This is a genomic window from Deinococcus grandis (assembly GCF_001485435.1).
Classification (GTDB): domain Bacteria; phylum Deinococcota; class Deinococci; order Deinococcales; family Deinococcaceae; genus Deinococcus; species Deinococcus grandis.
Genome location: NZ_BCMS01000003.1, coordinates 63,703 through 90,000 on the forward strand (window position 1 = coordinate 63,703; position 26,298 = coordinate 90,000).

32 protein-coding genes (1 of these 32 only partly in view) are annotated in these 26,298 nt (G+C 68.1%); 10 read left to right on the plus strand and 22 right to left on the minus strand.

The annotated features are described in order from the left end of the window. Nucleotides 1-213 precede the first annotated feature (213 nt). The 4 genes from DEIGR_RS17410 to DEIGR_RS17425 are packed head-to-tail and all read right to left on the minus strand — an operon-like array spanning nt 214 to nt 5,286. Nucleotides 214-786: a type IV pilus inner membrane component PilO gene (locus tag DEIGR_RS17410; protein WP_058979514.1), complete on the minus strand. Its 573-nt coding sequence runs from the start codon at nt 784-786 to the stop codon at nt 214-216. Next, nucleotides 783-2,078: a hypothetical protein gene (locus tag DEIGR_RS17415; RefSeq protein ID WP_058979516.1), complete on the minus strand. Its 1,296-nt coding sequence runs from the start codon at nt 2,076-2,078 to the stop codon at nt 783-785. Before DEIGR_RS17415 ends, DEIGR_RS17410 begins: the two co-directional genes overlap by 4 nt. Beyond that, entirely contained in the window at nt 2,075-3,205 is a 1,131-nt protein-coding gene (locus DEIGR_RS17420) for a type IV pilus twitching motility protein PilT (RefSeq protein ID WP_058979576.1), read from the minus strand. Before DEIGR_RS17420 ends, DEIGR_RS17415 begins: the two co-directional genes overlap by 4 nt. A gap of 14 nt (nt 3,206-3,219) precedes the next feature. After that, nucleotides 3,220-5,286, minus strand: a complete 2,067-nt coding sequence (locus DEIGR_RS17425) for a GspE/PulE family protein (RefSeq protein WP_083524273.1) — start codon at nt 5,284-5,286, stop codon at nt 3,220-3,222. Between the two features lie 136 nt (nt 5,287-5,422). Here DEIGR_RS17425 and DEIGR_RS17430 point away from each other — a divergent pair, with 136 nt between their 5' ends. Continuing rightward, nucleotides 5,423-5,971: an HD-GYP domain-containing protein gene (locus DEIGR_RS17430; RefSeq protein ID WP_058979520.1), complete on the plus strand. Its 549-nt coding sequence runs from the start codon at nt 5,423-5,425 to the stop codon at nt 5,969-5,971. On the opposite strand, the gene DEIGR_RS17435 is transcribed toward DEIGR_RS17430, so the two are convergent. Genes DEIGR_RS17435 through DEIGR_RS17445 form a run of 3 tightly spaced genes read right to left on the minus strand, consistent with a single transcriptional unit; the run spans nt 5,951 to nt 7,369 of the window. Then, entirely contained in the window at nt 5,951-6,403 is a 453-nt protein-coding gene (locus DEIGR_RS17435; protein ID WP_058979522.1) for a DUF2227 family putative metal-binding protein, read from the minus strand. The two genes, DEIGR_RS17430 and DEIGR_RS17435, sit on opposite strands and share 21 nt — an antisense overlap. A gap of 4 nt (nt 6,404-6,407) precedes the next feature. Further along, the gene (locus tag DEIGR_RS17440; RefSeq protein ID WP_153013921.1) at nt 6,408-6,980 is read right to left on the minus strand and encodes a hypothetical protein; all 573 of its coding nucleotides are present in this window, start codon (nt 6,978-6,980) and stop codon (nt 6,408-6,410) included. Next, entirely contained in the window at nt 6,977-7,369 is a 393-nt protein-coding gene (locus tag DEIGR_RS17445) for a hypothetical protein (RefSeq protein ID WP_058979526.1), read from the minus strand. Before DEIGR_RS17445 ends, DEIGR_RS17440 begins: the two co-directional genes overlap by 4 nt. Nucleotides 7,370-7,433: 64 nt before the next feature. On the opposite strand from DEIGR_RS17445, the gene DEIGR_RS17450 reads away from it, so the two are divergent. Then, the gene (locus DEIGR_RS17450; RefSeq protein WP_058979528.1) at nt 7,434-8,258 is read left to right on the plus strand and encodes a hypothetical protein; all 825 of its coding nucleotides are present in this window, start codon (nt 7,434-7,436) and stop codon (nt 8,256-8,258) included. Nucleotides 8,259-8,304: 46 nt separating this feature from the next. Next, nucleotides 8,305-8,490, plus strand: coding sequence for a hypothetical protein (locus tag DEIGR_RS20950; RefSeq protein WP_160329961.1), 186 nt, complete (start codon nt 8,305-8,307; stop codon nt 8,488-8,490). On the opposite strand, the gene DEIGR_RS17455 is transcribed toward DEIGR_RS20950, so the two are convergent. Then, nucleotides 8,465-9,457, minus strand: coding sequence for a tyrosine-type recombinase/integrase (locus DEIGR_RS17455; RefSeq protein ID WP_058979530.1), 993 nt, complete (start codon nt 9,455-9,457; stop codon nt 8,465-8,467). The two genes, DEIGR_RS20950 and DEIGR_RS17455, sit on opposite strands and share 26 nt — an antisense overlap. A 510-nt stretch (nt 9,458-9,967) precedes the next feature. Continuing rightward, nucleotides 9,968-13,180, minus strand: coding sequence for a DNA polymerase III subunit alpha (gene dnaE / locus DEIGR_RS17460; RefSeq protein WP_236704949.1), 3,213 nt, complete (start codon nt 13,178-13,180; stop codon nt 9,968-9,970). Between the two features lie 26 nt (nt 13,181-13,206). On the opposite strand from dnaE, the gene DEIGR_RS17465 reads away from it, so the two are divergent. Further along, on the plus strand, nt 13,207-13,455 hold the full coding sequence (locus DEIGR_RS17465; protein ID WP_058979533.1) for a hypothetical protein: 249 nt from the start codon (nt 13,207-13,209) through the stop codon (nt 13,453-13,455). Here DEIGR_RS17465 and DEIGR_RS17470 read toward each other — a convergent pair. The 3 genes from DEIGR_RS17470 to lexA are packed head-to-tail and all read right to left on the minus strand — an operon-like array spanning nt 13,446 to nt 15,579. After that, on the minus strand, nt 13,446-13,688 hold the full coding sequence (locus DEIGR_RS17470; RefSeq protein ID WP_058979535.1) for a DUF6504 family protein: 243 nt from the start codon (nt 13,686-13,688) through the stop codon (nt 13,446-13,448). The two genes, DEIGR_RS17465 and DEIGR_RS17470, sit on opposite strands and share 10 nt — an antisense overlap. Further along, nucleotides 13,685-14,938 (minus strand): DNA polymerase Y subunit UmuC family protein, encoded by a 1,254-nt coding sequence (locus DEIGR_RS17475; RefSeq protein WP_058979537.1) that lies wholly within the window; start codon nt 14,936-14,938, stop codon nt 13,685-13,687. Before DEIGR_RS17475 ends, DEIGR_RS17470 begins: the two co-directional genes overlap by 4 nt. Before the next feature lie 2 nt (nt 14,939-14,940). Continuing rightward, entirely contained in the window at nt 14,941-15,579 is a 639-nt protein-coding gene (gene lexA, locus DEIGR_RS17480) for a transcriptional repressor LexA (RefSeq protein WP_058979539.1), read from the minus strand. Between the two features lie 100 nt (nt 15,580-15,679). On the opposite strand from lexA, the gene DEIGR_RS17485 reads away from it, so the two are divergent. Both DEIGR_RS17485 and DEIGR_RS17490 read left to right on the plus strand, forming a co-directional pair. After that, nucleotides 15,680-15,973, plus strand: a complete 294-nt coding sequence (locus tag DEIGR_RS17485; protein ID WP_153013922.1) for a hypothetical protein — start codon at nt 15,680-15,682, stop codon at nt 15,971-15,973. A gap of 41 nt (nt 15,974-16,014) precedes the next feature. Then, a complete protein-coding gene (locus DEIGR_RS17490; RefSeq protein WP_153013923.1) occupies nt 16,015-17,172 on the plus strand; it encodes a hypothetical protein in 1,158 nt (385 codons plus the stop codon). Nucleotides 17,173-17,197: 25 nt separating this feature from the next. On the opposite strand, the gene DEIGR_RS20565 is transcribed toward DEIGR_RS17490, so the two are convergent. Next, entirely contained in the window at nt 17,198-18,172 is a 975-nt protein-coding gene (locus DEIGR_RS20565) for a hypothetical protein (protein WP_160329932.1), read from the minus strand. A 119-nt stretch (nt 18,173-18,291) separates the two neighbouring features. Here DEIGR_RS20565 and DEIGR_RS17495 point away from each other — a divergent pair, with 119 nt between their 5' ends. Continuing rightward, entirely contained in the window at nt 18,292-18,624 is a 333-nt protein-coding gene (locus tag DEIGR_RS17495; RefSeq protein ID WP_058979546.1) for a hypothetical protein, read from the plus strand. 255 nt (nt 18,625-18,879) lie between these two features. Here the strand turns inward: DEIGR_RS17495 and DEIGR_RS17500 are convergent, their stop codons facing one another. Beyond that, nucleotides 18,880-20,040, minus strand: a complete 1,161-nt coding sequence (locus DEIGR_RS17500) for a hypothetical protein (protein ID WP_153013924.1) — start codon at nt 20,038-20,040, stop codon at nt 18,880-18,882. Between the two features lie 281 nt (nt 20,041-20,321). Here DEIGR_RS17500 and DEIGR_RS17505 point away from each other — a divergent pair, with 281 nt between their 5' ends. The 3 genes from DEIGR_RS17505 to nucS all read left to right on the plus strand — a co-directional run bounded on the left by DEIGR_RS17505 (nt 20,322) and on the right by nucS (nt 22,005). Beyond that, nucleotides 20,322-20,603, plus strand: a complete 282-nt coding sequence (locus DEIGR_RS17505; RefSeq protein ID WP_058979550.1) for a hypothetical protein — start codon at nt 20,322-20,324, stop codon at nt 20,601-20,603. A gap of 167 nt (nt 20,604-20,770) precedes the next feature. Then, the gene (locus DEIGR_RS17510; protein WP_058979552.1) at nt 20,771-21,037 is read left to right on the plus strand and encodes a hypothetical protein; all 267 of its coding nucleotides are present in this window, start codon (nt 20,771-20,773) and stop codon (nt 21,035-21,037) included. 191 nt (nt 21,038-21,228) lie between these two features. Further along, a complete protein-coding gene (gene nucS, locus DEIGR_RS17515; RefSeq protein WP_058979554.1) occupies nt 21,229-22,005 on the plus strand; it encodes an endonuclease NucS in 777 nt (258 codons plus the stop codon). A gap of 71 nt (nt 22,006-22,076) precedes the next feature. On the opposite strand, the gene DEIGR_RS20955 is transcribed toward nucS, so the two are convergent. The 8 genes from DEIGR_RS20955 to DEIGR_RS17550 form a co-directional block, all read right to left on the minus strand. Beyond that, nucleotides 22,077-22,247, minus strand: coding sequence for a hypothetical protein (locus DEIGR_RS20955; RefSeq protein ID WP_160329962.1), 171 nt, complete (start codon nt 22,245-22,247; stop codon nt 22,077-22,079). 101 nt (nt 22,248-22,348) lie between these two features. Then, on the minus strand, nt 22,349-23,017 hold the full coding sequence (locus DEIGR_RS21515) for a prepilin-type N-terminal cleavage/methylation domain-containing protein (RefSeq protein ID WP_322787167.1): 669 nt from the start codon (nt 23,015-23,017) through the stop codon (nt 22,349-22,351). Then, the gene (locus DEIGR_RS17525; protein WP_058979556.1) at nt 23,017-23,436 is read right to left on the minus strand and encodes a type IV pilin protein; all 420 of its coding nucleotides are present in this window, start codon (nt 23,434-23,436) and stop codon (nt 23,017-23,019) included. The genes DEIGR_RS21515 and DEIGR_RS17525 overlap by 1 nt, the downstream gene beginning before the upstream one ends. Then, entirely contained in the window at nt 23,436-23,906 is a 471-nt protein-coding gene (locus DEIGR_RS21520) for a type II secretion system protein (RefSeq protein WP_083524275.1), read from the minus strand. Before DEIGR_RS21520 ends, DEIGR_RS17525 begins: the two co-directional genes overlap by 1 nt. A 16-nt stretch (nt 23,907-23,922) precedes the next feature. After that, a complete protein-coding gene (locus DEIGR_RS21565; protein ID WP_083524276.1) occupies nt 23,923-24,357 on the minus strand; it encodes a type IV pilin protein in 435 nt (144 codons plus the stop codon). Further along, entirely contained in the window at nt 24,354-24,806 is a 453-nt protein-coding gene (locus DEIGR_RS21525; protein ID WP_058979558.1) for a prepilin-type N-terminal cleavage/methylation domain-containing protein, read from the minus strand. Before DEIGR_RS21525 ends, DEIGR_RS21565 begins: the two co-directional genes overlap by 4 nt. Nucleotide 24,807: 1 nt before the next feature. Beyond that, nucleotides 24,808-25,533: a hypothetical protein gene (locus DEIGR_RS17545; protein ID WP_058979560.1), complete on the minus strand. Its 726-nt coding sequence runs from the start codon at nt 25,531-25,533 to the stop codon at nt 24,808-24,810. A gap of 110 nt (nt 25,534-25,643) precedes the next feature. Further along, nucleotides 25,644-26,298, minus strand: partial view of an AAA family ATPase gene (locus DEIGR_RS17550; protein ID WP_058979562.1) — the end only. The gene runs 1,292 nt beyond the window's last position; the window shows 655 of its 1,947 coding nt (coding positions 1,293-1,947); its start codon lies beyond the right edge, outside the window; the stop codon is at nt 25,644-25,646.

Sequence of the window (26,298 nt, forward strand, 5' to 3'; positions counted from 1 at the left end):
TGGGTGCGTGGACAGGACGCGGGGCTGACTTCACGGTTGCTGGTGCCGGTGCAGGCGGCACGACAGGTGCGGGTGGGTCGGCGGTGGCCGCCGGAATGGGAGTGCGGGTGGGTGCTGCAGCGGGAACGGGGGCAGCGGCGGGCTGAGCAGGGCGGACTGGTGCGGGCCGGGCTGGGGCCGGGCGGGGGCTGGGGTGTTGCGGGTCTTCTTGCGTCATGGTGTCCCTCCGGTCGGGATGGCAGTGGGTGTTGTCGAGGGGGGCGCTTTCACTGGTGTGCTGTCGCGGGTGTAGGTGGTGAGTTTCAGAACGCCGGTGACCTGCCCGTCGTCTCCGGCGGACAGGCTGATCCCGCGGGCGGTGAAGGCGCGGGGGAGTGCGGCGATGGTCTGCACGTAGGCCTGCGTGCGGGCGTACGTGCCGCTGATGTCCAGGTCCAGATCCACGGCGGTGACGCCTGCGACATCACTGACGCGCACGGTGCGGGAGAGTTTCCCTGTGGTGACCCCGAGGCGCTGGGCGGCCAGTTGGAGGGTGTCCAGTACGCGGGGGAGCTCCTCGCTGTCAGGGAGGCTCTGCTGGAGCTCGGCGTCCGCGCGGCGCAGCTCGGCTTCCCTCTGTTGCTCAACTGGGAGTGCAGCTGCGTCGGCACTGAGGCGGTCGATCTCGCTGCGCAGGCGGGTCTGCTCGGTCCGGGCGGTCTGCACCATCGGCCAGGTGACCTTCACGACCCCGAGTACGCCCAGGAGGCTGACGGCGAAGGCTGGGAGGAGGGCTTTCTGGTTCATGGGGTGCCTCCGGCGGTCGCGGCGCCCGACACAGCACCGGGAGACGTCGTTGCATTCGGTGTCGGTGCAACCTGCGGTGTGGGTGTGGCCGCCTGTGAAATGGGTGCGGTCCGGAAGGTGACATCGCAGGACTGCGCCTTGCAGGCGATGTTGCGCACGTCCACGCTGAGGCCGCCCACCTGGTAGGCGCGGACGAGGTCCTGCGGGCTGCGGGTGACCGCGCTCAGGTCGTACGTGCGGTCCACGGCGGTGCCGAAGGCGCGGGTGTCCGTTTCCGTGGGGGAGTTCGGTCCCGCGAGGCGGGCGAGGGCCCCCTGGATGGAACCGGCTCGTGCCGCGATGAGGGGGAGATCGGCGGCGAGCGGACCCTTGTTGCTCATGAGGGTCTGCGCCTGCGCGACTTTCGCGGCGAGCTGTTCGTTCCGGGCGCGGAGGCGTTGGGTCTCCAGGGCCTGTTGTTCGAGCGTGGCGCGCTGTCCTTCCAGGACGGCGTTCTGTCCTTTCGTGGCCGTCGCGAGGGCGAACAGACCACCGTTGATGATCGCGGCGACGGCCAGCGCGACGTACAGGCTCGGGTGGATGGTGGTGGCGGCATCCAGGCGGCGCGAGAATGCGGCGACGACCCCGCCAGCCGTCCCGGGCTGCTTGGGCGCAGGGACCTTAGCGCCCCGGAGGGCCACATCGAGCGGCAGCCACGTCGCCGTGATGGGGGCGGGGAGTGTCAGGCCAGCGGCGGGTTCCCCGATCACGATGAGGTGCGGCGTATCACCGTTGGCGATCGGGCGATTGAGTGCCGTGTGCGCGACCTTCTCCAGGTCCTGGCGGTCGTTGCGGGCCTGGGAGCGGGTGACGAGGTGTGCAGGGGACGCGACGGTGACCTCGAACGTGTCGTCGAGGGGGTGGATGATCACGGCGCTGTCGGGGAGGCCCGCGGCTCGCAGGGCGGCGCTGGCGAAGGGGATGACCTCGGTGATGCGCAGGCCGGTGCCGCGGGCGGCCGCGTTGACTTGGGCGACCAGGGCTCGGTCGTGCAGGGTAAATAACGTGTCTGAACCCGGGGTGGTGGAGACGAAACTCTGGAATTTCGTGTCCAGGAACGGCAGGAGGTTGTCCTTCGGAACGGCGGGTGGAGCCTTCTCCTGCTGGAGCTGCCCGTGCAGGACGAGGAGGGTAGGGCCCTTCGCTTTGATGCTGCTGGCCATGGCGCGCAGGTTCTTGATCGGTCCTGGCTCGGCAGTTTTCGTGGGGCTGAGGAGGAGGGCCTGGGTGCCGTCGACGTACAGGACGTTCATTCGGCGCTCCATTTCTCGGGCTGGATGGCGTACTCCTGGGCGACCTCTTCGCTGATGATCCCGGCTGCCACGGCCCGCTTGAGTTCGTTATCCATGCTGCGGTTCCCGTACGGGTTGCGGGCTTTGAGGGTGTCTCGGAGGGACTGCAGGTACCCGTTGTCCGTTTCGCCGTTGGGACGGATGATGCTGCGCTGGTTGCTGGTCAGCACCATGGCCTCGTGGATGACCTGGCGCTTCCCGGCGATGGTGGGGACGAGCTGCTGCGCGAAGATGCCGACGAGAATTTCGGAGAGGGCGTGCCGGGCGCGGTTCTGCTCCTCGGCCGGGAACTCGTTGATGATGCGTTCGACGGTGGCGGCGCTCTCGTTGTTGTGCAGGGTGGAGAGTACGAGGTGCCCGGTGGCCGCGGCGCGGAAGGCGGCGTTGATGGTTTCCGCGTCCCGCATCTCGCCGACGAGGATGATGTCGGGTTTCTGCCGGAGTGCGGCGCGCAGGGCGCCACTGAAGGAACTGGTGTCCACGCCGACTTCCCGCTGGAGGATCTGGCTGCGTTTGCTGCGGAACACGAACTCGATGGGGTCCTCGATCGTGATGATGTTGTGGCACTGGGTGCGGTTCACGTGATCGACGAAGCTGGCGAGCGTGGTGCTCTTCCCGCTCCCGGTCGGCCCGGTCACGAGGATGAGGCCGCGCTTCTGGCGCATGACCCACTTGAAGCCCTCGGTGAGGTGGCCAACGCCGTGCGGCGTTTCGCCCATCTCGTCGTCGAGCAGGCGCAGTTCGTTGAAGCTGGGAATCTCGCGGGGGAGGGGCCGCAGGACGAGGTAGGGCCGCCCGTGCTCCTTGCCGCCACTCACGCGGAAGTTACTGAGGCTGGTGGACGTGCGGTAGTCGGCGTCCCAGGGTTGACTGTCCGGGATGTCCCGGTAGCGGGTGTCCCGGCAGAGTTTCTGGTGAAGGTTCGTGACGTCGTTGCCGGTCAGGAGGGCGTACTGCGTCTGCGGGGTCCAGACGCCGTGCAGGGCGATCAGGGGGGGCTGGCCGGTTTTGAGCTGGATGTCGGAGGCGCCCGCGCGGGTGAGGTCGTCGAGGACAGTGCTGACGTTTTCGGGGGTGACTGGAATCATGGTGGCCTCGGGGATCACTTGACGCGGGTCAGGACGCTGTGGAGGTTGGCCTGATGGGCCGCGACTTTCTCCATGCCGTCCTGGTGCAACGTTTTCAGGCCGGCCATGGTGGCGGCGAGTTCGAGGGCACCCGGATCGCGGGATGCGATGGCCGCGCGGACGTCGGGGGTGACGGGAAGGACTTCGTGTACGGGGATGAGCTTGTAATCACCCTGGCCGTGGCACAGGGGGCAGGTCCGGCCGCCCTGCTGGCCCGTGCCGCGCAGCATGGTGGCGCCGGGTGTTGGGGCGTACTGCTCGGGCATGAGTTCTTCGACGCTGCATTCGGGGCAGGGGCGGCCAACGAGGCGCTGTGAGACGACCACGCGCAGGGTCTCGGCGACGGCGTACGCGGGCACGCCGAGGTCGATCAGGCGGGAGATGGTGGCCAGGGCGCTGTTGGTGTGCAGGGTGGAGAGGACCAGGTGGCCGGTCTGGGCGGCGTGCACGGACGTTTCGGCGGTTTCCTCGTCGCGGATCTCGCCGACGAACACGATGTCCGGGTCCTGGCGGAGGATGGCGCGCAGGACTCGCGCGAAGTTCAGCGAGGTGCTGGGGTCATCAGTGCGGCGGATCTCGGTCTGTACGATGCGGGGCTGCTCGTACTCGATAGGGTCTTCGATGGTGCTGATCTTCCGGCCGGGCGTGTTGAGGCCCTTGAGGACGGTGTGCATGAGGGTCGTCTTGCCGCTGCCGGTGGGACCGGTGACGAGCAGGAGGCCATTGGAGCCGGTGGTCGCTTCGCGCATCAGGGCGAGGTTGTGCTCGCTGAAGCCCGTGTCGTCGAGGGTGGGGAGGGTGCCGCTGTCCTTGAGGAGGCGCAGGACGATGCTGTCCCCGTGATTGCTGGGGAGGCTGGAGACGCGCATGCGCAGCAGCTGCTCCTTGCCGTTGACGACCAGGGGGATCGCGATGCGGTTGTCCTGCGGGAGCTGGCTTTCCAGGCTCATGCCGCTGAGCATCTTCAGGCGGTTGATCATCTGCGTCGCGAGGCTCGTGGGCACCAGGCTGCGTTCGATGAGGTTGCCGTGGAGGCGCTCGCGGATCATCAGGCCCGTGCGTTCCGGCTGGAAGTGGATGTCGCTGGCGTCGTTGCTGGCCGCCTCGATGATCGCGCTGCTGATGCGCTTGGCGACCGGGCTGTTCGGGTCGGCGGAGTCCAGGTCGACGATGTCCTGGTCGCGTTGGCGTCCGGCGGCTTCACGTTCGAGTTCGGCGTCCTGTGCGGCGCGGGTGTACAGAGTGAGGATGAGGTGGTCGAGGTCGGGTTCGGAGGCGACGGCGACCTCAATCGCCATGTGCTGGAGCTCGTCCTCGACGGCGGTCAGGGAGAACGTGTCGGTGGGGTCCTGCACGAGGATGGTGAGGACGTTGCCGCGTTTGGAGTGGGGCACGATGCGGTACTGGTTGATGGTGGCGTCGCTGAGCATGTTCCGGACGTCCGGGTGGGGCGGATCGCGGCGGGCACTGATATACGACTTCCCGGTGAACTTGGCGTAGGCCTGCGCAAGTTCTTCCGGGGTGATGCGGCCATCCTGCAGGAGGCGTTCCTGGTAGTTGGACTGCGTGAGTTCGTCAGGGCGGATCTCGCCGTAGCCCAGGAGGTACAGGGCGTCCATGACGGTCCGCATGGGGCGCTCCCGTTCGGGTGCGGGCGCTTCGGTGGTGCGGGCGGTGGGCGGGGGTGGCGTGGCGGGGGCCTGCGGCCGGAAGGCGACGAGACCCTGCGCGTACTCCTCAGCCGTGAGGTCCCAGGGGTCGTCGGCGGCCCAGACGTCCTGTCCGCGGTGGGTCCCGATGTACATGCCGTGCGGGGCGTCCTCTGCGGGTGCGGCCTGTTCGACCACGGGGAACTGGATGAGGTTCAGGGCACCGGTGAGGTGGCCTTCGGGGATACCGGCGCGCCGGGCGAGGGCGAGGGGGGAGTGGTGGGGGTGGTCGAGGTCGGTGGTGTCATGGCCGTACCGGGCGAGGGCCTGCAGGAAGCTTGCGGTGTACGGGGCGGCGTGGCGTTCCACTGGGGGTGGCGTGTGGCTGCTCATGATGCCTCTGTGATCTGGTCGATTGGCATGGCTGTACGGTGCCTGTCCTGGGGGTGACGAATGCGGGGGCACCCCCCCCGCTGGGGGATGCGGGTGGTGGGCGGGGCGCCACCCCCACGGCGGTGAGGCTGCCGGTATGCACGACATCACCTTGTGGCCGTCCGTTGGCGGCGTTCTTGAGGCCTGTGGGCGCGAGCACGCCCTGGACGTGGCGCACCTGGCGCGGCGGGCGGCGCCTGCACTGCGGATTGATCCTGAATTGGCGTACGTGGCTGGGCTGCTGCACGACGTGGGGAAGATCAGTGTGCCGGTGGACATCCTGGTGGCGGAGCGGGCCCTGTCGGCGTCGGAGTGGACGCTGGTGCGGGCGCATCCGGTGGAGGGGGAGGGTCTGATCCGGAAGTGGTGGCCGGACGCGCCGACTGCAGTCCTGCATGCGGTGCGGCATCACCATGAGCGACTGGATGGTCAGGGGTACCCGGATCAGTTGCGCTCGCTGCCGGACTTGACAGCGCTGATCGCGGCAGCGGACGTGTATGTGGCGCTGCGCGAGGCGCGGCCGTACCGGGTGTCGAGGAGTGTGCAGGAGAGCGCCGAAATCCTGCGGGGCGAGCCTCTGCCCGCGCACGTGATTTCGGCGGTGTTGGATGCAGCTGTGCCGTGCTCAGCGTCGCGTGTGGTGTGACCGGTCCAGGGGCATGATGCCGTCGCACAGCAGGTGGAGCCACTGTGCGAGGAAGTACCCGACGACGGCGATGATCACGTGATTCCAGGTGGGGAGCGTAGGGGTGATGTGCAAGTGCTGCGCGCCCCACACCAGCGGGGCCGCCCAGAGCGCGAGGTACGCGAGGCGGATCGTGGGCCCAGCCAGGTAGGTGTGGCTCATGCCGCGGTGGCGACTGAGGGCGGCGTAGGGTGCCCAGATGAAGCGCATCTTGCCCCAGCGGCGCCTGGCGTCGTTGCGGTGGAGGTCCAGGTCCGGCGTGACAAGAAGCGTGCCGAAGGCGAGACCCGCTCCGAGGGCCAGGGCAGTTTCTGCGTATCCCGCGAGGATCAGGGCGCCGCACGTGATGGACGTGGCGGTCAGGTTAACGGTGGTGTGCTGGTAGCCGTGCATGGTCTCAGCGTGAGTCGCCTGGGGGTGACCTGCGGGCCTGGAGGGCGCGTAGGCCGAACGTGATCAGGAGCAGGGTGGCAGCGCTGAGCAGGCCCAGCCACTCCGTGAAGGTCGCGCCGATGGCGAAGGTGAGCAGGGTGAACAGGGCAAGTGCGGTGTGCCAGCTGTTCCGTCCGAAGAGGGCGAGTTCCGGGGCGGGGTTGAGGGCGTGGACGGCGCCGAGGCACCCGGCAGTGAGCCCGATGATCATGGCGTAGGCGGGGGCGGGCACGCCGCCTTGCAGCGTGGCGTAGCCCACCAGGCCAATGAAAAGGGTGAGGGTGATCAGGAGGGCGTCCCGGGAAGTGATGGGGACGGCGGTCGCTCGGGGTGCGAACGCGAGGGTGAAGGCCAGGACGGTCAGGGCCGCCGCCACGAGCAGCCCGGCGGGGTGGCTGAGGAAGGTCACGCTGAGGACAGCAGCGGGGGGCAGGAGCAGGGTGAAGGGGAGGGTGCCCCCGATCCGCGAGGCGCTGGCGGCACTGACGGCCCCCAGCAGGACGAGTGTGATGAGCACGATCGTAGCCGTGGGGCTCATTTGGCCTCCTGCTGTGCCGCGTTGAGCTGGTCTGTCGCGAGCTGTACAGCGCGGTCCAAGTGCGCCGTGGGGAGGCACCCGAGGTGCTGCCCGAAGCCGTCGTCGAGGTCGAAACCGCCCTGAGGGGCCGGGCGCAAGCGACCCGCATGCCCGGTGGTCGTGATGAGCCAGTGCTCATCGCCCTGCGTCACAAGGTGATGTTCGGTTGACGCCAGGCCGTCAATGAGGGGGAGCAGAGCCCGGAGGCGGCGCGCGGCGGCGGGCGTCGTGGCTAGAACGGCGAACCGGGTGGTGTCCCCTGTGGGGGAGGTGTGGGCCAGGGTGACCGCGTGGGCGGTGGGGAGCGCGCCGTCCGGCGCGACCAGGAGGTGCTGGAGTGCGGGAATCATGTCCGGCAGTGTGCGGGTCGTGGGGGTGACCGGCCGTCACCCCTGGCGCAGCTACGGTGAGCGCATGACCTTCTTGCCGTCCTTCTTCCGTCGTCGGCGCGTGCCCGTAGTGACCTGCGCGCTGGATCCGGCGCGGCACCTCATGCGGGAGGTGATGGAGGCTGGACCTGCGAAGCAGGTGGAGGTCTCGATGCGGGAGGGCCGGGTCGCGGCCTTCACGCTACGCGGGCCTGCGGGGCACGAGGCGTTCATCGTGCAGGGCGCGCGCGCGGTCGGACGGGGTGGAAGCTTCGACCTGAGCCGTCCGGCAGAACGGGGCGTGCTGCGGAGCACGGTCCAGGCAGCGGTCCTGACAGCGGATGATCACCTGGAGTTGCAGAGTACGGCGGCCGCGGCTGGGTGCAGTCTGGTGCGAGGGGTTGATCTGCTGGACGGTGCGGAGCGCTGGACGCCCCTTCGGGCGGTGCATGCGGATGGGCGGGTGGTCTGGGCGGCGGAGGTGACGCGGGCCTTGTCTGGGATGCCGTTGGAGCAGTGCGTGTGGGCGGGTGGGTACCGGGTGGGGGCGTACCGGCATCACGAGCCTCTGGGCATTGTGCGGTTGATGTCCCAGACGGATGAGGCGTTACGGGCACAGGGGATCGTGCCGGAGAGGCTGCCCGCGCTGCTCGTGACGAGCGCGTGGCTGGTTCGATCGGGCGTTGTGTCTGTCCTGCTGGAGGGAGGCGCACTGGACGCTGGGTTTCTGGTTCCGGCTGATTTCGAATGGCAGGAGTCCGCGTATCAGCAGTTATGGCTCTCATTGACGCGGGCTGAGGTGCAGCGCGCGGGTGTAGGCGGTACGGCGGAGTGGGTGGATCTGTCCGCGTGGCGGTGGCGAGCCGGGTGAGTCATGTGTGGCAGCGTGCGTAGGGGTGACGTGTCAAGGTGGAAGGGTGAATCACCACGATCTGGCCAATGCCGCGCAGCTGGCCGAATTGCAGGAATGGGTCGCGGCGGCGGTTGGTGGTGCGCGCCCTCAGCCGGTCGGTCAGGCTGAATGCGAGTCACGTGCCGTGGTCGGCGAGACCTCAGGGCTGGTCATGGAGGACCCCGTTACCAGCCCACCAGATCATCCTTGAGGTCATCGGTGGCGAGTTTCGCGTAGCCCTTCCTTGTCGTGTCGATACTCTCGTGTCCGAGGTGCGCCGCGACCCGCCCGAAGTCCTTGACCTGTTGCAGCAGCCGCGTCCCGGCGTACTTCCGGCCAGGGTGGAAGCCCCGGAACTTCACGCCAGCGACCTGGAAGGCTTTGTCCAGGTGGTACCGGGCGGTCATGGGTGAGGCGTACCGGAACACGCGGTCTCGGGGCGTGGTGCGCTTGCCGTCCGTGTGTTCGGGACCGCCGGGCGCGTAGAGGCCGCGGTAGTGGCGGGTGGCGCGGGCGAGGCTGGTGCTCATGGCGACCAGGCGCTCCTTGCGGCCCTTGCCGCTGCGGACGTGGACGCGCCGGTTCGCCTCGTCGAGATCCTCCCACGTGAGTGCGAGCGCTTCGCTGATGCGCAGGCCGGCGTGTGCGGTGAGGAACAGCAGGAATTTCACGTGCACGTCCGCGTGATCGAGAACGTCCGCGAGCTCGTCTTCCTGGTACGGCGGGCGTTTGACGATGCCCAGCGTGCGATCCTTGGGAATCTTCACGTCCTTGAAGGGATCGGCCTCGGTGGCACCCGCCCAGCGCAGCGCGCGGTACAGGCAATTCGCAGCGGCCACTTTGAGCTGCACGCCCGCAGGTTTGCGGCCCGCGCTCAGCATTGCGGCCACGTAACTCGAAGCGTCGCGGCGACCAGGCCGCAGGAGGTTCACGGCATTCGAAGTGGCGTGATCGAGGAACTGCCGGACGCCCAGGGTGTAGGCCTCGACAGTTCGGGGACTGGTGAGCAGCCCACTGGCACCCTCGTGGGTGAGATACGCCTGGGTGAGGGCAATCAGGCCGTCGACGTCTTTTTCACCGGCGGCCTGCACGGCGCGGCGGCGCAGCTCGTCATCTGGCAGGCCGGCCCACGTCTGGGCTTGGGTGAGGCGGTCGCCGCGGTAGTGGTCAAGTGTCATTGGGCTGTCCGGAGAACGGGCATGCTTTATCTTACCTAATCCCCCTTAGGTAAGGGAATGTGCAGATCGGCTCTCCACAGGCGCGCCAGCCTCCGGCCCTACCCATCCGCGCGCCGCTGACCGACCCACCTGGTGCCCGTGACCTGAATCGCCTGATATGTCCGATACACCGGCGCCACACACCCCCTCCTGTACCCCTCAGCGCGTGTCGGAGGCCCCTTCCTGGCGCTCCTGTGAGCAAGCACTTTTCCACGCCGTCCAGCACGGCCTTTTTCCAACCCCATTCGCAGTCGTCACCCGCAGCCCCAGCATCGTGTCCCCATGACCGCCATCCTGACCCTCCAACTGCACCGCACCACCCTGAGCTTCCTCGGCCTCCGGCACCAGCTGCCCGGCCACGCCCCCGCTTCTTCTTCACCTTCCGCCACAGCCGCTGGGCCCAGCTCGCCCTCGCCCTCGACTTTGCCGTGGTCTACCACCACCACCTGTCCCCGCTGCCCTGCCCGCTGATTACCCCGGACGCCCACACCCTCGCCTCACGCAGTACCAGGCGGTTTTCGAGCAGAGCCTCGCGCAGCCCACCCCCGCCGCCTGGGCCGCGCCACCGGGCCGAAGGGGCAATTCCGCAAGTCCCTCGACCCGAACCGTGACCGCCCGCCCCTGCCGCGTGACCTGCCCCTGCACGATCAGCGCGCGGGCGTCGCGCAGCAGGGCGCGGTGGGCTTCCCAGAGGTCTGGGCTGATGATCGCCTGGACTCGCCCGGTCGCGTCTTCCAGAACGTAGAACGCGAACCCCTTCGCGGTCGGTGGGCGCTGCCTGGCCACGATCACCCCAGCGGCCCAGCAGGTCGCCCCATGCCGGAGGCTCGCCAGCGCCTCGCACCCCACGTCCCGGAGGCGTGCCCGGTGGGCGTCCAGTGGGTGCCGCCCGGTCGGGGTTATCCCCGTCAGCTCCGTGTCCAGAGCCGCCTGCGCGTCGATGGTCAACTCGGGCACGTCCGGCACGGCGGCCTTCGGTACCAGCAGCGCCCGGGTGCCACTCGGCCGGGCATGGGCGGCCGTCTGCAGCACGAAGTACGCCTCCCGGCGGTTCTTCTGGCGGTCAATCGCGTCGAACGCCCCGGCCTTCACCAGGATGTCCAGCGCGTCCCGCTTGATCTGCACCCGGTCGTAGAAGTCTTCGACGCCCTGGAACTTGCCGTTGCTCAGCCGCTCCTGCACGATCTGCCGGGCGGTGTCCGCACTGATGCCCTCCACAGCGGTGAGGGGCACGCGAACCGTGTGGTCGGACGCCGCGCGGTACGACACCCCTGAGCGATTCACGCACGCCCCGGACAACCGGACTCCTCTGCGGGCCGCCTCCGCTGCAATCGTGCTCGCGGGCCACATGCCGGGCGCCTCGGTCAGGAACGCCGCGAAGTACGCCGCCGGGTGGTGCCGCCGCATGTACGCACTGGCATAACTGTGCTGCGCGAACGCGTGCGCGTGCGACTCCGCGAACCCGTACCCCCGAAACGCCGCGCACTGCTCGAACACCGCCTCTGCCTCCCAGGGAAAGGCGCCGACCGTAGCAGCCGCGCCGTCCAGGAACGTGGCCTTGAGCTGGGCGAGTTCAGCCTCATCCTCGACCTTGCTCAGACGACTCCGGAACCGGTCCGCGTCTGGCCAGTCCATCCCCGCGTACTGCACGGCGAGCCTCAGGATCTGCTCCTGGAACATCAGCGTACCGTGCGTGGGGGCCAGGATCGACTTCAGCGGCTCAGACATCAATGGCACCGGCTCCTCTCCGCGGGCGCGGCGCACGTACGGGTGAACGGTGCCGCTCTGGATGGGCCCAGGGCGGATCAGGGCGATCTGGTGCGCGAGCTGCGTCATGTCCCTGGGTTGCAGGCGGGCCGTCATCTGCACCTGCGCCGGGGACTCGATCTGAAAGAGGGCCATGGTGTCCCCGGTGCTGATCTCCCGCCACACGCCGGGATCGTCGGGGAGCTGGCCGTACTCGACCCACTCGCCGGTCAGGCGCAGGACTTCTTCCCGGGCGCGTTCCAGGGCCGCGAGCATCCGCAGGCCCAGCAGATCCAGTTTGATCAACCCCAGCCGCTCGACGTCGTCCTTGTCGAAGGTCAGCATGCGGATGCCGCCCGAACTGCGCATCAGTGGACTGTAATAGGTCAGGGCCTCGCTGCTCAGCACCACGCCGCCCGAGTGCGGGGCCAGATGCCGGGTGAATCGCGGCTCAACCTGTTCCAGGAGCGTCAGAAGCGCATCTTTGACTGGGGCGTCCCCCAGCACTTCCGTGAAGACCGCTTCGGCCTCCCGCGCCCGGTGCGGGCGCAGGTGCCCGTAATCCCGCCCCAGGGCTCGACTCAGCCGGTCGCGGAGTTCCGGCGGCAAGCCCAGCGCCCGCCCGAGATCCTGAATGGCACTCTTGAGGCGGTACGTGACGCGGTTGGCCACCATGGCTTCACCGGCACCGGTCAGTCCCCAGCGTTCTTCCACCCAGCTCAGCACCTGATCACGCCGGGAACTGGCGATGTCGATGTCCACGTCCGGCATGCTGCTGCGGCCCGTGTGCAGGAAGCGTTCAAAGAGCAGGCCATGTGCCAGGGGGTCACTCAGGGTGATGCCCAGCACGAAGCACAGCACGCTCCCCGCCGCGCTGCCCCGTCCCGCCGCGAGAATGCCGTGCGCGCGGCAGTAGTCGGTCACCTCGGCGGCCGTCAGGAAGAACCCCGCCAGATCCAGTTCCGCCACGGTCTGGAGTTCAGCTTGAATTCTCTCCATCGCGGCCGCGCGCCGATCCGGCAGGTACCGCTGTGGCAGATCCCGGTAGATGCGCTCCTCCAGCGCGTCCTGCGCCGTCTGGAAGGGCTTCAGGCTGGGTTCCGGAACGCTGAGCCGCTCGGGCAGCAGGTGCAGTGCGCACTGATCCGCCAGCGTCTGGGCGTTCAGCAGCGCGTCCCCGAACGGCAGCAGGTGCGCCCACGCCCCGGGCGTGGCGACGTGCCGGGCGTCGTTGCGGGGGCGCTCCGCGTGCGGGGTCTGCACGTCGAGTCCTAGCCGGGCGCAGGTCAGCGCGTCGAGCAGCGGGTACTCGTCCGGGGTGGCCATGCAGACCTCGGGCGCGCCCACCACCGGCAGTTCCAGGTCACGGGCCAGGCCGCGCAGGTACTCCAGGCGGCGGCGTTCGTTTGGTGCCTGCCCGTGGAAGAGCTGCAGGTAGAGCGCCGACGGGAAGATTGCCCGCAGGAGGCGCAGGTACATCGCGGCCCGCGCGAGATCCCGCTGCTCGCCGAGCACCGTGGGGAAACCCTGCCGCCCGCCCGTCAGGCAGATGAGGTGATCCTGCACGCCCCCACCCGCCTGCCGGAGGACGTCCAGCGACAGGCCGTCCGGGTGATTCAGGTTCACGGCCGTGATCAGCTCGCAGAGGGTGGTGTACCCTTCCCGGCTGCGCGCCAGCAGCACGACCGGGAACATCTGAGTCGGCGTGGACGCCCGGGGCGGACTGGGGAACAGGATGGGCAGCGTCACGCCGATCACGGCTTGCAGGCCCTGCTGTTTGGCTTCATCGCACAGGTCGACGGCGCCCGCCACGCTGCACCAGTCCGCCAGGCCGACGGCCGTGAACCCGGCCGCTTTCGCTGTCTGCACGAGGCGGCGGGGACTGACGGTGCTGCGCCCTTCCGAGAAGAACGATTGGCACGTCAGGAGTGACGTCATCGCCTTCGGCGTGCTCATATGACTCCGTGACGCGCGAGAAGTTGCTGCTGGAACTCAGGCGGGCCTTCGGGGTGCAGCGGGATGCGGTTGGTTGGGCGGAGCAGAACCAGCAGCCGGTCGCCGTGGTCGGTCGCCTGCACTTCCGGGACGCCGGCGTCCGCGTGGCGGTGTGGACGGGCCTGGACTGGGTGCCCGTGCGGGATCTCGCGGAACTCAGCGAGGTTCTGGCGGACGCCGGGGCGCTGCGACACGCGCCCGCCCTCGATCAGTCCTGAAGTCTGGCGAGCCACCAGCGTCCCCCCTCACCATCTTCCCGGTGTACCTCGGCGGTGAGTTCCCCGGCCTGGACGAGGTAACACGTCCTGGGCCGCTCGCCGAGCCACCAGCGGCCTCCGGCGCGCCACTCGTCGATCACGGCCTGCACCCGGTACGTCTGCCCGTGCCAGGTCAGGCGGACGGGCTGCTGATCCTGAACCTGCACCTGAATGTCGTGCTGGTACGCTTTCACGCCTCACCCTCGAAGAACGCCAGGACGCGCTGCACGGCCTGTTCACGCCGCGCGGCGGGGTTCGGTCGCCACGACTGCCGGGGCGTCATGTCGCGGGGGCGCACTTGTCCGGTGACCCAGTCCACCCAGGCGTACTGCGCGTCGGTGGCGTACGCCCAGGGATCCAGCCACTCCACGCGAACCAGAGCGTCCGGGAAGCGGGCGAGAACTGTCTTCGTAACGTCCAGTTCGGCGAGACCTGCCCAGAGGCCCACCATCCGAGCGGGTTGCGCGAGTCCGCCGAGCTGCACGGTCAGCTGGTCGATGCCGAGGGATAGCGCGCTGGCGTCTTGAAGGGCGAGTCCAGCCACCCGCACGAGTGCCACCTCATCGAGCGGCCATTTCAGCAGCCGGGTACCCGACAGGCGGCCGCCGATGGTGTCGGCGTGGACGGTGAGCGCGGCGGCCAGGCGTCCGCGCAGTTCCGTGAGGAGGCTGGGCATCAGGTCGCGCAGCGCGGCGTCCACCTGGGCGGGTTCGGTCAGGGGGAGGTCGAAGGCCAGGGAGGCGCCCAGCACCTGGCCGGGGCGGTACCGCTCCACGGCGGCTGTTCTCTCGCCTTTCAGGAACCGGTTGAGCTTCCTGCCGATGTCCACGCCGAGGAACGCCTCGCGTTGCGCCGGGATCCAGGCCATGAGGCCACCGAGGTCGCGCAGGCCCAGGAAGTGCAGCTTGTCGATCGCCGACAGGGGAACGTCCAGCGCGGTGAGGTGCGCCAGGGGCGTGAGCTTCAGGAACGCCTGCTCCGCTGAACCGCTGGTGTGGGCTTCTTTGACTTTGCCCGGCTGCGTTCTCAGTGCCGCCAGGTGGGCCAGTTCCTTTGAGGTAGCCAGACCTACGGGGGCGTGCAGCGCGGCGGCGAGATCCCGCGCGCCGGAAGGTGAGAGGGTCAGGAACGCCACGCCCGCTCTCCCCCCGTCGACGCGGTCACTGAAGCGGGCGTACAGCTGCTCCAGCAGTTCTTCCCAGATCGCCTCTGCCTCGGGCGCAGGGACGACCTCGGCGTGCAGGTCGGGGCAGCGGGACAGGGCCGCCGTTTCGCGCATCCCCACGGTGACGCCCGCCTGGGTGGCCAGCGGGCAGGTCTGAAGGACGCGCCGACCCTCGCTGAGAACCGCGACGGGGACGCCCGGGTGCTGGCGGCGGACGTGTGCCAGCGGCCAGGGGGCGAGCAGGACGCAGGCGGTGAGACTCGGCGTGCGCCCGGCCACGGTCAGACCCTCCGCGTCAGGGGGCGGGGGCCGGCGAGGCCCAGACGGGCAACCATCCGCCCCTGGATGTGCACGTCAGCGGCGGGGTAGGTGCGGCGGGGGTGGTCGGGGTTCTCGCTGATCAGGACGGCCTCGTCGCCGAACACGTACACGCGCTTGAGCGTGGCGGCGTTCTCGCCGGGGATCAGAACCACTGCGACTTCGCCGTCGAGCACTTCTAGGGTGGGCCGGACGAGCACGTAGTCGCCGTCCATGACGCCGATGCCGGTCATGGAATCGCCCCGAACCTGCAGGAGGAAGTCGCCGTCCTTGACGCCGAGGAGCTGGTCGAGGCTGGGGGTGTGGTGATCGGGGGTCTGCTCGGCCAGGATCGGGGCGCCCGCAGCAATTTGCCCGTAGATGGGAATGCCGTCCTGGATGGCAGTGCGGGCTCGTTCGGTGAGGATCAGTCGGCCCCGGGCGCCGGTGCGGTCGATCAGGCCGAGTTCGGCCAGGGCTTTGAGGTGGAAGCTGATGGTGGCTTCGGTGAGGTGGGCGGCGCGGGCGAGTTCGGCGGCGCTGGGGGGGCCGCCCTGGTCGCGGGTGAGGCGGGCGATGAGGCGCAGGAGGTTCAGGCGGAGCTGGGTCAGGCGGGGGGGCATCAGGATTCACTCCCACTATCGAAGAATGCTTTGATAGTTTCGTGTATGGTGACGGATGACAGGATTCCGCGTCAAGCGCCGGAGCCCAGAGGAGGCTTTCATGGAACGCCGTATCGAGATTCGCCTGACCCAGACTGAGCAGAAGAGTTACGAGAAAGGGAAGGTGATTCGCACGCCCGGCGCTGACCCGGTGCGCATCGGCGAACTGGTTCGGCCCGAGCTGGAAGCTGCCATTCACGAGAAATACGGCGACGACACCGAGCTCACCTTCAGTGTGGCCCAGGTGACTGACGTGCGCCTGCTGGGCACGTTCCCCGAGAAGGCCCCGCTGGTGCGGGCCTGGGTGGCGGGGCTGCTCGCGGAGACGCTGGAGAACCTCACCGACGTGGAGTAACGGGCGGGAACTTATTCTTCTCACGCAGCGTAGGGAATTTTATGAGTGATGTACCTGACGACAAGTCGTTCACTGGCACAACCCCAGCCGGCACCCTGTACTACACCGCGCACGTAAGCACCATTGAGGAAGCGCCTCCAATGGGCTTATGGCGGAACCTGAACGACGCGTCGGCTTCTGCCGCTGCCTTCACGCGTGAGTTCAACGACGTCCGTCCGGAGGCCAGTCTGGAACACCTCCTCCCCCAGTACTTCGCGGAGGTCAACCGCACCAAACTCCTGGCCTTCGCCCAGTTGAAGGACACGACGTTGCAGACCGACGCTAACCCCTTCGGAACGCTGGACTGGCTGGAATACCAACTTCCCGCCGCTTCGTGGCCTCGACTCCCCCAAGGCATGTACCTGGGGAGCTGGACCATTCAGACCGACGGCCTGCACGTCCTTGCCGTCCTCACGCTTCCGTCCCAGCTTTCGCCGTCCATGCTGGGCATCATGGATTTTCCGCGTCTGGTCACCCAGGCGCTGCAGGATGAGTTCACTGGCTGGAACCTGGAAGACGAGCGGCTGGCCCTCGGCTGGAACTGGCATGACATGCCGGGGTCGCGAACCCCCTACGGTGGCATTATTTACCAACTCCCGAACACGGGCCTGGTGATGAGCGGCCGCAGCACGCTGAGTTCCAGCATTCCCACGTACGTGGGAACTGACCTCACCAAGTACCTCCCAATAATTCTGGCGGACATGCTCACGCTGCGCTTCACCACCCGCGCCATGAGCGCCATACTCAATCAGACGGGAACTCTTTCCATCACCCCAGATAACCTGCCCGTAAATCTCAACGATCCCGCTCTCCGGGTGGAGCATCAGACCAGAATGCTCGAAACCTGGCGTCAGGTCAGCGAGATGCAGCGGACGCTGGACGCGGTGGAAGACGTCTTGCTGGCTGGCCGCACGTGGATCACCGCACTGAAAAGCCTTCGCGAACTGGGTTTCCAGCGGAAACCGACAGGACCGCTGCCGTCACCGCGTATGTTCCTCCACGGCCCGTTCGCGGCCGAGATGGAGTCGAGGCCGGGGGGCGGTCTGCTCCTCACTCCTACGACCCAGATCAGCTTGAAAGGCCAGGATCTGCCCACACAGGGGCTGACCCGCGTCATCCGCAACGTCGATAACTATCGACTCCGGCTGATCCAGCGGTAGGACCACAGGACAGCGTGGAGTTGAATCATGCGGCTTGAACACATGGTTCGATCCGACAGCGGAGCAGTTCCGCGATCGTCCAGGCGTGATCCGTCACACCTGCTGCCATCCCCGGCGTTCGATCCACCCACCGACCATTCACCTGCACCCGAAGTGACCGATGTGGACGAATGAGGTTGTACGCCGCCAACACCAGGAAGAAGTGACGTTCCAGTCGCTCGCCGTCGCTCCCGGCATGCCGGGAGCGACGGACCAGTGCCGGCAACCACGTCCGGAGGGTCGCGTTCAACCGTTCCACGAATGCGGTGTTCACGGTACCCGGGCGACCTTGCGACGCTTCGATCAGGTGCAGCGCTTCGAAGAGATCACCGAATGCGATGCGTCGCTCGATTCGGTCACGGGAGGTTCGTTTCACGACCTGCACGATGTGCAACTCCGCCCAGGGCACCAACGCTGGGCGCCCACGGCGCCCAGTGTGCCGCGGCGTCCGGAACATCCTGAGAACCTGTGTTTTCCACGCGCCGTATCCATCTGTTGCCCACAGCACTGGTGATTGAAGCTGTGCAGCGCAGTGCACCTGATTCACGACCTCGGCGATCAGGGCGTGCGTTCGCTCAGCAGCGAACGCACCCCACAGGAGCAGTCGTGAGGAGACACAGACGGCCGTTGCCAGCCACCGCACGCCCCGTTGGGTCCGACACCAGAGTTCGTCCGCCTGCACCTGCCCGAGATGCAACTGGCCCTGACAGACAAGGTGCTCGTGAACACGCTGCGCGTGTTCACCGGCTTTCCTCACCCAGTCGGCCAGTGTGCGCTCGTCGATCTTGAAGGCCATGACCACTGCTGGGATGGGGCAACCGAAGGTGAGGAGGGTCAGGACCAGTTGGACGATGTTCGGATCGGTCTTGAGTCGATAGAGCGGTGTGCCGTGCGTCGCGGTGAACGTCGTGTGGCAGCGATGACAGCGGTATCGAGCGTCGCGACGGGAATGAACGCCCACTCTGGTGGGCGACGGGCAATACGGGCATCGGGGCGTATCATCAGTGCGTCGGGAAGAGGGAGTTGGCTGCATACCACTCCATCTTCCCGATCTCGTTGCTCATCACTCCACGCTGTCCTGTGGTTCTACCGATCCAGCAGTCCGCGCTGGTAAAAGAGGGCATTGACGTGCAGGGCAGTCTGATGTCTGCCCGATCGGCTGAGGAAAGTATGCAGGCGACGATTCAGGGATTGGAAGTGTCAAGGCGAAGTGAGCGGATTGCTGTCCGCGCAGCGTGGATGACCTTTGTCTCCATCTTGATCGCCATCGCGACACTCTGGATTACTGCGGACTGGAGCAAGTTCAAGCGCTCGCCGGCGCCCCCGGCGCAGTCCCTTCAGAGCACGCTCGTCGCAGATTCGGATTTTGGAGTGACCTACAAGGATCAACGCAGACCCCTGCTCAAACCTTGACGAGGCGCACCCCACGGCCATCCACGGGAAGCGCGGCCACCAGATCGAACGGACGTTCAGTGTCGCGCAGGTGACCGACATGCATCTGCTGGGCTCTTTCCCCAAGAAGTTACCCACAGTGTGGTTCGGGGTGGCAGGCCGACTGGCCGAGGGACTGGAGAACCTCACGGACGTGGACTGACCAGTCTCCCGCAAAATACTCCCCGTCGAGCGGGTCCGGCTGGAGGCATCGGCTTCCATCCCGGCCACGTCGCGTCAGGTCTGCCGGTCCGGTGGCGTGGCCGCCCTGGGCAGCGACCCGAACGCGTCGATCCAGCTCAGCAGCACGTCATCCCGCAACACCACGAACCGTCCCTCGCGCAGCGTGGACGTTGACTGCCGCTCCCCGCACGCGAGGCACCGGTTGACCAGCGGCCCGCGGCGGCCGTCCCGTCCCCGGTCGCACTCCGCCACTGGGGAGAATGCCTCAGCGTCCCTGACGACCAGGCGTGAGTCCAGGCACAGGATCGCCCGCTGGCACTTCCAGCAGCGGCGCGCGATCAGCGTCTGCCCTTTCCAGCGGTGCAGGCGGCCCGCGACGTCCGGGCAGTGCCGCTGGAGGTACTGGCAGGCCGTGCGCAGCACCGGCGCGTTCCGCGTCATGATGGGCAGCGCGTACGTGTTGAAGGGCTTGAGCAGCCACGCCCCGAAGACCGGTCGCTGCTCGGCCAGCCGCGCTGCCTGCATCGCCTGATACGCCTGCTGCTCCCGCTCATGAACCTCCGCGGCCTGCGCCAACGCTTCCGCTCGCTCTCGCGCCAACGCGGCCCGCTCCTGCTCAGCCTTGAGGGCCGCCTTCCTGTACGTGTCGCGGTCAGCGGCGCACTGCGGGCACCACCAGCCGGGCCGGAAGGAAATGCCTTCCCGGCGACTCTCGAACACTTTGGACTGCAGCCGGGTGGGCGGCACCCGAACGTAACTGCGTCCTTCGACAATGGGCAGACTGGCCAGCCACCGCTCCAACCGGTCGGGGACCTCCGCGCGCGTGGCCCGTAGGCTCCGGCGGAGGTCGTCCTCCTCATGCGCGGTGAATGTGGAATCCACGACGGGCTGGAGCACGTATGGATCCTGCGCTGTGGCGTCCGCCTGCAGTTCCAGCCAGGGGACGTCCAGGGTGGCGGCCTTCACGGTGTCCACCCGGTGGCTGACGAACACCTCGAAGCCCACGCTCACCGCGCCGTCTCGGATCGTGGCGACGTCGAGGACGAAGGAACCGAGGCGCTGCTCGGCGCGGACCTCGTCGTAGGGTGGCAGCTCCCAGACCTCGTCGTGGGTGGCGTCACAGGCGTGCCGCTGGCACGCGCGTCGTAGGACGAACGGCCGCGCGCGGAGCGTCAGTGCTTCCTGGAGGCGCATTTTCGCGGCGATGTGCAGCACGCTCTCCCCCGCGCAGGGGCTGCCTGGCTGGTGGGCGAAGTGGGCAGCGACGTGATGACCTCGCCGTTCATGCGCCCGGCGGTACGAGACAGGGTCATGGCATTGTAGGCAGAAGTAGGCGCCACGTCCCGTGACGTGGCCGGGATCGACGAGGTCACCGTGAGCGTCAGCAGCGTATGGGACAGCGCGGGCCATACGCCAGCATAGACGTTGGCCCTCAAGATGGCCGCCTCGGAACACCCGTCACGGTCTGACCGGCCTGGCCCCTCTAGCCTGACAGTATGAGCGAGCCGCCCCTGCAACCGGTGCTGCTGGTGATCGTGCCGCCGGACTGGGAGGCTGATCCGGCGGCGCTCGCTGAGTTGCGCCGGTGCCTGGCGGATGAGTTCGGCGCGCGACTGAGCTTGAGACAGGGCACAGTGCCGATGCGGGAACCGCTGCCGCTCTACTGCGGGGTGTGGCCGGACAGCGTCAGGTGGCACGCCCGACGGGAGGTCAGGCCCCGGCTCGCGCAAGCCTTTTTCAACCTGGACTGGCTGAACCTAGATGACGCGGCCGTCTGAGGCGATGCGCTTGGCCGTGTGAACGAGGCCGAGATGGAAGTGGTGTTGATGCCGGGCGTGGACGGTCAGACGGCGCTGGTGCGTCTACCGGACTCCAATGAGGAATCTTGGCCCCTCGCCTCACGGCGGCCGATCGCCCAGGGGCGTCTGTGCAGCCCCTGCCGCCCATGCCCCCTGCGCTGCTGGCCCGGACGGCGGCCGAGCTGCTGGAGCAGGTGTGGGCCGCGCTCGAAGGGGACGGTGGGATCCTGGCGCTGCTGAAAGACCTCGCGGCCCTCCCTGAGATGGCGGGCGGCCTTGATCCCGCGCACGCGAGGACGGTACTGGAGCCGCTGGATGACGCGCGGGGTCTGCTGGGCACGCTGGTGATGTTGCACAAGAGAGCGCGGCGGCAGCAGGCCGCACGCCCAAAGGGTGACTCCTCAGAGGTTTGAGACACGCGCGGTAGCAGTGACTTCAGTCGGGTAGTCCCCTCAGATCACGGCCAGGGTACTGCCCGCCCTAACGAAGCCCGCATGATCTGCCCCGAGTGCATCTGCACACCCTGAACCGGCACCGCACGCGGCGCCGGTCGAATGCACTTCAAACCACGGCAGGCCACTACTACCCCGGGCAGACTGCACCCATGATCCGCGAGCAACTCACAGCGCCGTCCCCGCAGGACCTCGCGGCGTTCCTCAACCGTCATACGCGCACCCGCGATTGTCTGATTCAGGTGGCCGGGCTGGCCGAGGTCACCTACCTGGGTCGCGCAGCCAGTACGGCCGATCTGGGGGCATACCTGGTGCTGATCAAGCAGGACGGCAGCCTACAGATCCATCACCCGACCGGCATCAAGCCGATGAACTGGCAACCGAAAACGGACCGCATCACAGCGGAAGTCGCAGAGGACGTGTGCATGTTGCTGGCCTCCCGGCGGAGTCCGGAGGAACTCGTGCAGGTGGTGTTCCTGGAACCGCAGGTGGCCCTCGCGTTGGAGCTCGCACAGGCTGGGGGGTTCGTCCTGAAGGGTTCCGAAGCGCAGATGCAGCAGGCCCTGGCGGATCACCCGGAGTTGATCGAGCCCGGCCTGCGGGTCCTGAACCGGGAACTCATGGTGGAGTCCGGCGGTATCGACCTGTACGCGCAAGACGCGCAGGGCCGCTATGTGGTCGTCGAACTCAAACGCGGCCGCGCGACCCAGCACGCCGTGTCCCAGCTGGCCCGGTACGTTCGGTCCGTGCAGCAGACCCTCGGCAATCAGGCGACCGTGCGGGGCATTCTGGCTGGGCCGTCCATCACGGCGCCCGCGCGCCTGGAACTGGAGAACCGTGGGCTGGAATTCCGCGAGATCTCCGCGCTCCCCGAGCAGGCGGCCAGTGCCCTTCCTGTGACCGCGCAGCCCTCCTTGTTTGACCCCTGACACGCCCCCGAGCACCCCACCAACGACACGGGCACGCGCAGTGGCGCGTGCCCGTGCAACTCATGGACCGATCAGGGCTGGCAGATCGGGCAGTAGGACGACGGACTGACCGACGGCGTGATGAACGTGACGCTCTGCGTCGAGTACTCCAGGCCGTCTGCGGGCGGGTACACGGGGTACGCGCCGGCCACGCAGGCGAGAGCGGGGATCAGGGTCAGCAGAACAGTACGGAACTTCTTCATGGATTACCTCGAGGGAATGAGACGCGAAGGGTACGGGCGGACACGGCGGGTAGCGCGGGAGGCGCGCGACTCCGCGCACAGAGCCTGGGACGGGGCATGGCTCAGTACGGGAAGAGGGTGTTCAGTCGGTCGCCGCTCGCCACGGGGCTGGGGGAAGTCAGCCAGTAACGGTAGAAGCCGGTGCCTCTGGGGTGGAAGGCTGTGAACGCGAAACTGACGTCGTTCGCGCCACTCATGAGGTACGCGGCCGTGGCGGCGGTGGGGGACGTGGCGTGCACGCCGACCTGCACGCCCGCGTCCCGGCACGCTTCCCTGACGTCCGGTCCCAGTTGCGCTGGATCGCTGGTGTAGGACCCGGTGCCCGCGCGGTACGGGATCTGCGCGGCGACGATGGCCCGGCCGCACTGCTGGGCGGCCACGTTGTACGGTCGCTTCTGCGCGTCACTGAAGGTGGGGAGCAGGATGGCGGCGAGGACACCAATGATGGCGATCACCACGAGGAGTTCGATCAGGGTGAAACCTTGGGCGTGCTGCTTCATGGGCGGCTCCTGACTCTGGGACTGGAGGTGCGTCACGCGCTGCGTTTCGCGGGTGATGTCCTGCAACTGGGTGTGCAGGTCCGCGTGGCGACGCTGGAGGTTGACGTGCACGTCGGGAGTGGGGTGGGCGAGGGCGATGCGGGCGAGGTGGTCGAGTTCCTGGGCGACGCGGGTGAGGTCCTGGGTGAGCTGCGCGTGGCGGTCATGCAGGACCCGGGGGTCGGGGCGCATCAGTAGGTGCTGTACTGGCGGAGTTTCCAGCCGTCGCCAGTGCTGGTGTAGTACGACGCGCTGCCCCGGCGGCTGTACACCCAGAAGTTGTAGTTGAGGGTGTCCGCGCCGATCGCGCCGTTCCCGGCCTGCCCGGTACCGGGCGCGAATCCTGCGGCGTAACTCTGGATTTCCACGCCCGCGCAGGCCTCGGTGACGTCGGCGCCCAGCGCGGCCGGGGAGGTCGCGTAGGTGCCCGTGCTGATCTTGTGGGTGGTCTGCGCGGTAATGATCGCCCGCCCGCACTGGACGGCGGCAGTGTCATGCGGTTTCTTCTGCGCGCCTGCGAAGGTGGGGAGCAGGATGGCGGCGAGGACGCCGATGATGGCCATGACGACGAGGAGTTCGATGAGGGTGAAGCCCTGTGTGCGACTGGTCATCAGAGGCCCCAGGCGGACCAGCGGAGGAAGCGGAGTTTGCAGCCCTGCGAACCGCAGACCGAATCGTCACTGTTGGAGACGAACGCGCCGCTGCCCCGGCTGTTCGCCACGAAGAACGAGGGGAGGCCTTTGCTGTCGAGGCTCGTGATGGCGTACTCGGTCCCGGCGGTGGAGGTGGGCACGGCGTACGGCATGACGCGCTGCCCCGCGCAGGCCTCGCGGACATCCGCGCCGAGGACGTCTGGGGAGAAGGGCGCGGCGGGGAGTGCGCCGCCGTTCCCGGCGCGGTACGCCACGGCGCCCGTGATGATGGCCCGGCCGCACTGGAGGGCGGCGGTGTCGTTGGGTTTTTTCTGCGCGTCACTGAAGGTGGGGAGCAGGATGGCGGCGAGGACGCCGATGATGGCGATGACCACAAGGAGTTCGATGAGGGTGAAGCCCTGCGTGCGGTGGGGTGCGGGTGTGTTCATGTTGAGTCTCCTGGGGTTACCAGCGGTAGAGGCGATTGAGGCGTTCACCGGTGCTGGTGGCGCTCTCCTGGTTGAAGAGGTAGTAGCCGGTGCCGCGCGGGTGGAAGACCTGGAAGGCGTAATTCGTGGCGCTTGTAGAAACCGCCTGACTCACCCCGGCGCCCGGGTTGTCGGCGCGGACGTTATTCAGCGCGACGCTGACACCTGCCGTGGTGCAGGACTCCTGCACGTCTGGGCCCATGTCCGTGAGCGCTGAGGCGTACGAACCGCGGGTGAGGTTGGCGGTGGCCTGGAACGCGACGATGGCCCGCCCGCACTGCAGGGCAGCGGTGTCGTTGGGTCGCTTCTGCGCGTCACTGAAGGTGGGCAGGAGGATGGCGGCGAGGACACCAATGATGGCGATGACCACGAGGAGCTCGATCAGGGTGAAGCCCTGGGTGCGGGTGTTCATGGGGTCTCCTGGGGGGACCAGCGGTGGAGGTGGCCGAGCCGGTCACCGCTGGCCGCGCCACTCGGGGAGGTGTAGAGGTAGTAGCCGCTCCCGCGGGGGTGGAACACCTGGAAGGCATAGGTGTTCGTGGTGGTGGCGACGGCCTGCGTGGTGGTGGCGTCGGGGGTACTGACCTGGGCGTTCGATGGGGCGACCTGCACGCCGGTCGTGAGGCAGGCCGCTTTGACGTCGCGACTCATGTCGGTCAGGTCACTGACGTACCGGCCGAGCGTGAGGGGCGCGGTCGTCTCGAAGGTGACGATGGCCCGGCCGCACTTGAGGGCCGCTGTGTTGTACGGGCGCTGCCGCGCGCCGGTCACGGTGGGGTACAGCGCTGCCGCAAGCAGGCCGAGGACGGCCATGACGAGCAGGATCTCGATGAGGGTGAAGCCGGGCGTTCTGGGCGGCATGTCAGAGGCGGATGACGTCGTCGGCGTCGATGGTGGACGGGGAGGAGGCGAGGTGGGCACCGAGCGTCCACGTGACGCGGGTGGCGGCGCGGGTGGGGTCTTCGCGCGCACCGTTCGGGGGGGTGCGCAGGGCGGTGAGGAGGTCGTCGAGGGGGCGGGCGTGCGGCCAGAGGATGACGGGGCTCTGCTCGGGGTGCTGCTCGTTCCAGAGGCGCACGGTGCGGGTCTCGAGTTCGTCGAGAGCCCAGGTGGGGATGGTCTCGGGGAAGATGAGGTGACGGAGGGTGCCCGCGTGGACGCGGTAGAGCGTCCACGGGCCGCAGGTGATCTCTTGGACGTGGAGGCCTTGATCGGTCCTGGGGGCACTCCAGGTGGGATCGGGACTGCACGCGGCGACGTGGAGGAGGTCGCTGCGGAGTGTGCGGTGGGCGGCAGCGGTGTCGGTGGGGCTGCGCAGGGCGCTCAGGACGCTGAGCCAGGAGCGGGAGAGGATGGGGAGGGTGAGGTCACCGACGCCAGGGAGGAGGGTGCCGTCGGACCAGAGGACGGTGCCTCCGTTGCCGAGGTGGTGGGCGAGGGGGTGGACGCCGGTGGGGAGGGGACGCTGCCAGGCACCATCGAAGAGGTCATGGCGGGGGGCTGGACTGCGGACGCGGAAGGCGCCGTCGAGCCAGCACAGTTCCCACCAGGTGGGGGGTGAGGGGGAGACAGTCTGTGCGGTCGTCATGGGGCGTACCGTCCCATGCGTGGGGGTGACCGTCTGGGTGGGGGGGTGCGGGGGCACCCGGTAGGGGTGCTGCTCTTGCGGACCGTGGGACAGTGCGTAGGGGTGACTGCTCAGCGTTTGAGGAAGGTGTCGAGCTGGCTGTACCGCCGGGGCGCGCCTGTGTGGGCGGCGTGCGTCCAGGCGGCGCGCAGGCCGGACGCGGTCAGGGCTTCCTTGGCGCGGGTGACGGCCGTGTACGCGAGTTGCCGGGAGAGGAGGCGCTCGTGTTCCGGGGCGAGGGTGACGATGATGTCCGGCCACTCGCTGCCCTGGCTGCGGTGGATGGTCATGGCGTACGCGAGGGTGAGGGTGGGGTCGCCCGGGCTGAAGGTGTGCTCGGTGTCCTCGATGATGCAGGTGACTTGCTTCCCTGCACCGATGATGAGGCCGGTCATGCCGTTCATCAGGCCGGTGTTGTGGTTGTTCCGGGTGACGAGGATGGGATCTCCGGCGCGGAGGCGGGTGTCGCCGGGGTTGAGGGCGGCCTGCAGGGCGAGGTTCAGGGCGTCCACGCCCAGGGGGCCGGCGCGTCCGGCGGTGAGGATCATCGGATGTGCCTGGTCCTGGCGGGACTGGACGAGTCGGACGATGTCCTCGGCGGACTGTGCGCCCACGAACGGCACGCCGGTCTGGGCGGGGCTCTCCCCGCTGATGAGCTGGGAGGCGAGGGTGAGGATGGGACTCCCGGCGGCCTGCCGGTGCGTCTGCGTGAGTCGCCCGGTGGGG

Coding starts and splice junctions, on each gene's coding strand:
- DEIGR_RS17440 (WP_153013921.1), bottom strand. CDS start 6,980: ATGAGCCCCACGGCTACGATCGTGCTCATCACACTCGTCCTGCTGGGG.
- DEIGR_RS21525 (WP_058979558.1), bottom strand. CDS start 24,806: ATGCCGCCCAGAACGCCCGGCTTCACCCTCATCGAGATCCTGCTCGTC.
- DEIGR_RS17445 (WP_058979526.1), bottom strand. CDS start 7,369: ATGATTCCCGCACTCCAGCACCTCCTGGTCGCGCCGGACGGCGCGCTC.
- DEIGR_RS17455 (WP_058979530.1), bottom strand. CDS start 9,457: ATGACACTTGACCACTACCGCGGCGACCGCCTCACCCAAGCCCAGACG.
- DEIGR_RS17490 (WP_153013923.1), top strand. CDS start 16,015: ATGAGTGATGTACCTGACGACAAGTCGTTCACTGGCACAACCCCAGCC.
- DEIGR_RS21520 (WP_083524275.1), bottom strand. CDS start 23,906: ATGAACACACCCGCACCCCACCGCACGCAGGGCTTCACCCTCATCGAA.
- DEIGR_RS17505 (WP_058979550.1), top strand. CDS start 20,322: ATGAGCGAGCCGCCCCTGCAACCGGTGCTGCTGGTGATCGTGCCGCCG.
- DEIGR_RS21565 (WP_083524276.1), bottom strand. CDS start 24,357: ATGAACACCCGCACCCAGGGCTTCACCCTGATCGAGCTCCTCGTGGTC.
- DEIGR_RS20955 (WP_160329962.1), bottom strand. CDS start 22,247: ATGAAGAAGTTCCGTACTGTTCTGCTGACCCTGATCCCCGCTCTCGCC.
- DEIGR_RS17510 (WP_058979552.1), top strand. CDS start 20,771: ATGCCCCCTGCGCTGCTGGCCCGGACGGCGGCCGAGCTGCTGGAGCAG.
- lexA (WP_058979539.1), bottom strand. CDS start 15,579: ATGCCCCCCCGCCTGACCCAGCTCCGCCTGAACCTCCTGCGCCTCATC.
- nucS (WP_058979554.1), top strand. CDS start 21,229: ATGATCCGCGAGCAACTCACAGCGCCGTCCCCGCAGGACCTCGCGGCG.
- DEIGR_RS17450 (WP_058979528.1), top strand. CDS start 7,434: ATGACCTTCTTGCCGTCCTTCTTCCGTCGTCGGCGCGTGCCCGTAGTG.
- dnaE (WP_236704949.1), bottom strand. CDS start 13,180: ATGACGTCACTCCTGACGTGCCAATCGTTCTTCTCGGAAGGGCGCAGC.
- DEIGR_RS17415 (WP_058979516.1), bottom strand. CDS start 2,078: ATGAACGTCCTGTACGTCGACGGCACCCAGGCCCTCCTCCTCAGCCCC.
- DEIGR_RS17410 (WP_058979514.1), bottom strand. CDS start 786: ATGAACCAGAAAGCCCTCCTCCCAGCCTTCGCCGTCAGCCTCCTGGGC.
- DEIGR_RS17425 (WP_083524273.1), bottom strand. CDS start 5,286: ATGAGCAGCCACACGCCACCCCCAGTGGAACGCCACGCCGCCCCGTAC.
- DEIGR_RS17420 (WP_058979576.1), bottom strand. CDS start 3,205: ATGATTCCAGTCACCCCCGAAAACGTCAGCACTGTCCTCGACGACCTC.
- DEIGR_RS17545 (WP_058979560.1), bottom strand. CDS start 25,533: ATGACGACCGCACAGACTGTCTCCCCCTCACCCCCCACCTGGTGGGAA.
- DEIGR_RS17435 (WP_058979522.1), bottom strand. CDS start 6,403: ATGCACGGCTACCAGCACACCACCGTTAACCTGACCGCCACGTCCATC.
- DEIGR_RS17525 (WP_058979556.1), bottom strand. CDS start 23,436: ATGACCAGTCGCACACAGGGCTTCACCCTCATCGAACTCCTCGTCGTC.
- DEIGR_RS17430 (WP_058979520.1), top strand. CDS start 5,423: ATGCACGACATCACCTTGTGGCCGTCCGTTGGCGGCGTTCTTGAGGCC.
- DEIGR_RS21515 (WP_322787167.1), bottom strand. CDS start 23,017: ATGCGCCCCGACCCCCGGGTCCTGCATGACCGCCACGCGCAGCTCACC.
- DEIGR_RS17485 (WP_153013922.1), top strand. CDS start 15,680: ATGGAACGCCGTATCGAGATTCGCCTGACCCAGACTGAGCAGAAGAGT.